Source organism: Kamptonema animale CS-326 (assembly GCF_028330895.1).
GTDB lineage: Bacteria > Cyanobacteriota > Cyanobacteriia > Cyanobacteriales > Microcoleaceae > Kamptonema > Kamptonema formosum.
In genome coordinates this window covers 1-6,086 of the sequence record NZ_JAQMUA010000419.1, presented here as the reverse complement: position 1 = coordinate 6,086, position 6,086 = coordinate 1, and the positions used below count along the sequence as shown (strand labels likewise).

General features: G+C 40.9%; 9 protein-coding genes. All 9 read right to left on the bottom strand.

The features are described from left to right. Nucleotides 1-34 precede the first annotated feature (34 nt). Nucleotides 35-364, bottom strand: a complete 330-nt coding sequence (locus PN499_RS24700; protein WP_272035532.1) for a DUF760 domain-containing protein — start codon at nucleotides 362-364, stop codon at nucleotides 35-37. Between the two features lie 41 nt (nucleotides 365-405). Next, nucleotides 406-921 (bottom strand): SMC-Scp complex subunit ScpB, encoded by a 516-nt coding sequence (scpB, locus tag PN499_RS24695; RefSeq protein ID WP_272035530.1) that lies wholly within the window; start codon nucleotides 919-921, stop codon nucleotides 406-408. A gap of 102 nt (nucleotides 922-1,023) precedes the next feature. Further along, on the bottom strand, nucleotides 1,024-1,380 hold the full coding sequence (locus PN499_RS24690) for a four helix bundle protein (protein ID WP_272035528.1): 357 nt from the start codon (nucleotides 1,378-1,380) through the stop codon (nucleotides 1,024-1,026). Between the two features lie 130 nt (nucleotides 1,381-1,510). Further along, a complete protein-coding gene (locus tag PN499_RS24685) occupies nucleotides 1,511-2,359 on the bottom strand; it encodes an ABC transporter ATP-binding protein (protein WP_272035526.1) in 849 nt (282 codons plus the stop codon). A 60-nt stretch (nucleotides 2,360-2,419) separates the two neighbouring features. Further along, complete coding sequence (locus PN499_RS24680; RefSeq protein WP_272035523.1) at nucleotides 2,420-3,109, bottom strand: hypothetical protein; 690 nt, start codon at nucleotides 3,107-3,109, stop codon at nucleotides 2,420-2,422. Nucleotides 3,110-3,226: 117 nt separating this feature from the next. Continuing rightward, nucleotides 3,227-3,907, bottom strand: a complete 681-nt coding sequence (locus tag PN499_RS24675; protein WP_007355111.1) for a KilA-N domain-containing protein — start codon at nucleotides 3,905-3,907, stop codon at nucleotides 3,227-3,229. 75 nt (nucleotides 3,908-3,982) lie between these two features. Next, nucleotides 3,983-4,240, bottom strand: a complete 258-nt coding sequence (locus PN499_RS24670; RefSeq protein WP_272035521.1) for a TIGR02450 family Trp-rich protein — start codon at nucleotides 4,238-4,240, stop codon at nucleotides 3,983-3,985. Between the two features lie 62 nt (nucleotides 4,241-4,302). Beyond that, nucleotides 4,303-5,124 (bottom strand): class I SAM-dependent methyltransferase, encoded by an 822-nt coding sequence (locus tag PN499_RS24665; protein ID WP_272035519.1) that lies wholly within the window; start codon nucleotides 5,122-5,124, stop codon nucleotides 4,303-4,305. A gap of 106 nt (nucleotides 5,125-5,230) precedes the next feature. Continuing rightward, nucleotides 5,231-6,086 (bottom strand): ADP-ribosylglycohydrolase family protein (locus PN499_RS24660; protein WP_272035517.1); only part of this gene is annotated, 856 nt, incomplete at its 5' end.

Below are 6,086 nucleotides of genomic sequence, written 5' to 3'. Positions count from 1 at the left end.
GCTCCCCCGCCCCCCCGCTCCCCACTCCCTCTTCCTACTCAGGAATAGAACGAGTGCTGGCTAAATTTTCCTCTAGTTGCATCCGCAGTTCCATCTGCCGCAAAAAATAACCTGTCATCATGGCTGAGGCTAGCAAACCTGCTAAGTTGTCCCGGTCTGTTGTAATTTGCACGTTGAAGTTATCGGAAGGCAAACCGCCGACAAGTCCTTGGACGTTGTGTGAGATGATTTCTTTGATTTCTGGACTGACGGACTTGGCAATACGAGCGAGAACTTCTGGAGGTTGGTGCTGGAGATACTTCAGCAGTGGGTTAGTTGCGGTTTGTTGGGCATTGGAATCAGAAAAGTTAGGGTTAAAAACCATTATGTGACTCTGAATGTCAAGCTTGTTAGTTCTAGTTTAAACTACTCTTCTTCGCTTGCCTCTAAATTTGCGTGAAAGTTCAGTGTTAGCTGTTTTGGCAACTGGTCTAGTTGAAAATACCGATGAAATTTGTCTGTCACTTGTAGCCAAGAAGACCTACTTTCGGGTTGTCGTCGTTTGCGGACAAAACCGAGTTCGACAAGTTCTTGAACTTGCTGATAGGCTCCTGAACCGCGCAAGTTAACTAAGTCACTTTGGCTGAGGCCTCCTTTGAGAGCGATCGCAGCGAGTGTTCGCAGGGCTCCCACGCCCAATTCTGGGGCAATTAAGGCTTGCATTAAAGGGGCAAATTCTTCTCTGAGTTGGAGGCTGTAACCTCCTGGGGTTTCGACGACTTCTAGGGCACTATCCCTACGGGCACTGTCGGACATGAGTTCGATCAGAGCGTCTTTGACTTCGCCGCGATCGCATTTGGCAATTTCGGCAATTTCCGATATTGACACGGGTTGACCTTTTAAGTAAAGGATGGCTTCTATCTGGGTAGCTAAACGTGGCATTTGTAAATTAAAAATTAAAAATTAAAAATTAAAAATTTCAGAGTGAGAATTATAATTAAAAAATACAATTAAAAATGCAAAAGTTTTTTTAAGTTATAATTTTTAATTCTTAGATTCCTTGGTTTTAACAATTATAGCACCAATAATTCGCATCAGCTCAGTTGCTTCTATTTGTATTTGACCAATTCGCTCTTTAGGGACTACTTCTGTCGCCACAAGTAGCCGCAGCCAATAATTAGTTTCACGAGCTTCTTTGAGAGCAATCGTCATTTTGTTAATAAAATCTGCCCTACTCTGTGCAGCTTGGGCTTCCTCAACATTAGCACCGATAGATGTTCCCGATCTCAATAGCTGTTTTAGAATTATCTGTCCTGCCAGAGATTTCTGATCGATAGATTGACAGAGTTTGACTATTATAACTGAAAAAGTAAAAGTGCGGAAGCAAATATCTTTATTCACAACGCCCCTATCCCACATCTAAAATATTAACTCTTCTCAATTCTATGACACAGTGTTTCATTTCTGATTTAGCTAATCTTTTTTAATTTGTCTTTCATTAATTTTTAATTTTTAATTTTTAATTTTTAATTTAATCCAATTGTCTTCCTGTCAATTCTACAAAAATATCTTCTAAATTTGAAGGGCGCACCATCATCCCAGTTTTATCAGGTTGCTGCTCTAGATAAGCATTAGCTTCTTCGAGGTTAGGGAAAAATTTGTACTCCCACCTATCACCTATTTGTTTCATTACTAACCCTTTGCCGTGAACTGTTCGCAGTTCTTCTAAAGTCCCCAGTTCAATTAACTTACCGCCCTCTACAATGCCGATGCGATCGCACAAATATTCTACCTCATCCATGTAGTGCGTCGTCAACAACATGGTCATGCCTTGCTTGTTTAAATCGCGAATAATTTCCCACAGCCGCCGCCGCGTCTGGGGATCGAGTCCGACAGTTGGTTCATCTAAAAATAAAATTTTCGGCTGATGTAACAAAGCTCTAGCAATTTGTAATCTACGTTTCATGCCTCCCGATAAAGTTTTCACTAAATCATCGCGTCTTTGGCCTAATTCCACATAGTCCAGCCACCTATTAATTAACTCTTTTCGCTGAGGGTTAGGGATATGGTGCAGCCTCCCATGAAATTCCATGTTTTCCCATACTGACAAGTCAGTATCAACGCTAGTTTGTTGTAGCACAACGCCAATATTTTGCTTCACCTGCAAGCTTTCCCGCACTACGTCATATCCCCCTACCTGAATGGCACCGCTGGTGGGTTTGGTGAGGGTAGTTAACATCCGAATTGTCGTAGATTTACCAGCACCGTTAGGGCCGAGTAGACCAAACATTTCACCCGTTTCGATGGTAAAAGAGAGGTCGTTGACAGCAGAAAAGTTATTGTAGACTTTACAAACATTTTGGAGGGAAACAGCAGGCATAACTTTAGGGAGAAGTGGCAAACTTTCTGATAATTTAACCGATTTTAGGTTGCGATCGCACTATTGTGGTTGAGTTGGGGACACCGGGTTCAACTCAACAATACGGCTGTCGAGTCTCCTCGCTGCATCTGCGATCGCTATACTGGGACTCTCACCGTCAAGATACAAAATCATCAACATTGCGCCTAAATTTCCCCGCCGAAATACGGCCATTTCCAGGCGCATAGGTATCCCGTTCAGTTGGCCTTTTGTCACCCATTTAGCCGATGCTTCGCCAATATTTTCGCCCATCGGTGATGAAGTGATATTGGAAAAGTCTCCTTGACTACCCTCATTTAAGCCTTTGAGGAACTCCTGTGCAAAATCTTGTTGGCGGATCGAACTATCAAAGCTAGCTTGCTCGATCCGACTCAGCATTGGCATTGTGAAACCCACAATTAACTGAAACTGCTTGTCATCACTTTTTTGGAAAGCAAAAACATTTTCAGCTTTAACTTCATTGCCATTATTTAACTGCTTCTTGAGTGATTCTGCTTCGCCAGACATATCTTTGAAGCCAGGAGGCAAGTCTTGCAAAGTCAGGACGGCTTTAGGTAAATCTGGTGTAGTAGCAGCAATATTTGTAGGCTGAATTGTAGGCTGAATCTGGTTTAAAGCAGTTACTGAATTTGCGCTCGCTCTTAAGGTAAAACCATCAGTCAAGATGGCAGAAATTACCAGACAGATTGAGACAGTAAGTTGTTTTTTCATACTCCTCCTATAAACTCTACCGATACGTTAAGTAGTCGGACATAAATAAACGCTTCTATCGCTTGCATGGTAGGCAATCGCCACTTTTCATTTAAGTGTGTCCATCTACTTAAATTGTTAATACTCCCAAGTTACCTCAATATCAAAAACAGTGCAATGGGAGCGAATCATGCTTAAAAATGCGGGGGATGCTTCGCCAAAAAGGTGAATCCGCTTTTGGTGGTCGGGGTAAGACTGACCGTAAATTATAACCTGACCTACGGCACATTTCCAATTGTTAACTGATTTGACCTCTATTAACTCTTTAGCGGTTAAAATATCAATTTTTCCGGCTAAAGTTTGCACTTCGCGTTTCACTGCACCGATACTTTTAGCTAATTGGCTTTGTACCTTTTTTTCAGTTAACTTTACTTGGCGTTTTACGCTTAAATATTCCCAATATTTATAAGCTAGTTCGTCTACGGAAAAAGTGCCGCCGTTTCTGCCGCGATAAATTTGATAAATTTCGCCGTTAACTTGAGTTCGCAGCAATTTTATGAGAAATTGTGTATGCTTAAGGGCTATCCAACGGGAAGGAATTTTATTTTTAACGCTGCCTGCTACTCGCCACATATCATTAAGACAAATTAAACCATTCTTTCTCCGAACTTGGGAAGTGGGGATGTTGTTCGATTCTAGAAATTTGTCTTCTACTTTCCATTCAAAAAGCTCTAACTGTTTATATTCAGGCTCCTTTTCAGTTTTGTCGATCGCCCCTGCTGATAATTTTACAATTGGTACTGCTATCTCGCTCCTCATCCCGACTGACCTGCTGATACTGCTGATCTATCCAACCACACATTGGTAAAAATGGGAAGGTGTACAGCCAAATTATTAAGGGTAATTATCAGTTTCTAAGTCCTCTAATTCTTGTGTAGACTGCCATCCAGCTTGCCAGAGGCTACGATCTTTTAGCTGTTGGGCGTTCAGCCAGAAGCGGACTGCGGGATCGCAGGCGGCTACCATTTCGGCAAATACCCATTTGCCTTGATTTTTTCTATTTGTAACCTGAAAGTGTCGCCATCCCCAAGTTTTTTGTTGTGCTGTCCATTTGGAGCCAACTAGATAAGGAAATTTCTGTTTTTTCTGCATTTTTAATTAGTAATTGTCGTCAATATAGTTTTTTTGGTATTTATATTGCCTAGACTTGTTTCTTAATAACTTTCTAGCGTGCAAAGGAAGTAGAACATAAAAATATTAGATGCTAAGGAGACGTGGGGGCGATATTCTCTGTGCAGTTCAGCCGTTGAGAAATTTTCCACCACTTTTAGATTTACTTTTTTAGCTAAATCATCAATATTAGCAAAGCCGCTTTTCCACACTGCACCCATTTTTTCTAATTTATTCATGTAATCATCCATATCTGAATATCCTGTGCTTCTGGCAATCACTCGATCTGACATATAATCAAAGGATATTCTAAATTCTCCCACATTTTCGCGAAGTTGTTTCATAACAAACATTACTTCTTCTTCAGTCAGATAACTGGTATTTCCTTCCCAGATAAAATACGCAGGAAGATCGAAGTTAAATTGATGCTTGCCTAGTAGGGCAATTAAATTATCTTTGATATAATCGCCAGGTATATAGCTAACATTGGCAGCGATGCCGTTGGCAGTTAAGATTTCCTCTTTAAATTTAAGAGTGGCTTCATTTTCAATCTCAAAATACTTAACGCCTACGATATTTTTTCGGGCGGGGCGGGTGTCTAAACCAGAACCTAAAATGACTATTTGTTTACAGCCCTGTAAAATTTCCTTTGACAGGGTATCGTCAAAATATTTAGTACGGATTTTGACCATTTCTTTAGCTGCCGGAAAATTGATTGCGGCATCTTCAGCGATTTTTTTGGTGTCGTGATTCAGGAAAAGTTTTACAATTTCATCATTGTAAAGAGGTGTCGTATCTTGACTGCTATCTGCTCGATACTCGGCAATGATAAAAGCAGTGCCACTTACATTTTTAATTTCTAACATTTATTTTTTGCACGCATTTACTTTTTAATTGAGCGACCTTCTCCTCTAGGAAAATCTGATAAATATCAGGGGATTTTTACTGAAATTTTTGGCGAGATTTATTGAATTATCTTGAATTAGCTAAAGAAAAAATTTGCTCAGCAAAAGATGCAATCAGATCGCGGTGAGCTAATCGAGCTCGCCAAGCTTCCGGGATTCCATTTTCTCCATAAAAAGCGCCTGCTAACTGCCCATAAACAGCACCAGTTGTATCTGCATCGTCGCCCAAATTAACAGCCAATAAACACCCTTCTTTAAACGAATTGCTGCGATAAAATGCCCAAAGTGCCGCTTCCAAAGATTTGACAACATAGCCTGTACCTTTAATTTCTGGCGGTTCGCGGCGTTTGAAGGAACCCGCTGCAATTTCGTCGATTTCATCTATTAGAGGGTGTTGTTCCCAATATCCCGATATAAGGCTGTAGCGTTCAGAAAGTAACTCTTCTTTACTTACTCCATTAACAGCACCTACAATTAAAGATCCCAAATATCTGCAAGCATCTAAACAAGTAGTCGCACCGTGAGTTGTCCGCGAACTATCTTTTGATTTCTCTATTGCTTCCAGAGGTGTTTTAGCATAAAATAAAGGCACGGGAGCTAAGCGCATAATTGAGCCATTACCAGCACTCAAAGGATCTATCGATCCGCAAAAAGGTTTACCAGTATCTTCAAATTTCCACAGTGCTTGTTGAACAGTATTGCCAATGTCAAAGCACTCTCCATTACTGCTTAAATGTCCGGTTTTCTCCCATCGCAAATATGTTTGCAATTGATGAACTGGATCGAAACCTTTTTTCTCAATTAAACTCTCAGCTAAGCAAAGTGCCATTGAGGTATCGTCTGTCCACTGTCCCGGTTGCAGTCCAAAAGGGCCGCCACCTACTAGATCGTTAATAGGGGTAAATGTTCCGGGTCGCTTGAAT

Excerpts from the sequence above, each read along its gene's own strand:
- PN499_RS24680 (WP_272035523.1), bottom strand. The coding sequence starts at position 3,109 with ATGAAAAAACAACTTACTGTCTCAATCTGTCTGGTAATTTCTGCCATC.
- PN499_RS24665 (WP_272035519.1), bottom strand. The coding sequence starts at position 5,124 with ATGTTAGAAATTAAAAATGTAAGTGGCACTGCTTTTATCATTGCCGAG.
- scpB (WP_272035530.1), bottom strand. The coding sequence starts at position 921 with ATGCCACGTTTAGCTACCCAGATAGAAGCCATCCTTTACTTAAAAGGT.
- PN499_RS24700 (WP_272035532.1), bottom strand. The coding sequence starts at position 364 with ATGGTTTTTAACCCTAACTTTTCTGATTCCAATGCCCAACAAACCGCA.
- PN499_RS24675 (WP_007355111.1), bottom strand. The coding sequence starts at position 3,907 with ATGAGGAGCGAGATAGCAGTACCAATTGTAAAATTATCAGCAGGGGCG.
- PN499_RS24685 (WP_272035526.1), bottom strand. The coding sequence starts at position 2,359 with ATGCCTGCTGTTTCCCTCCAAAATGTTTGTAAAGTCTACAATAACTTT.
- PN499_RS24670 (WP_272035521.1), bottom strand. The coding sequence starts at position 4,240 with ATGCAGAAAAAACAGAAATTTCCTTATCTAGTTGGCTCCAAATGGACA.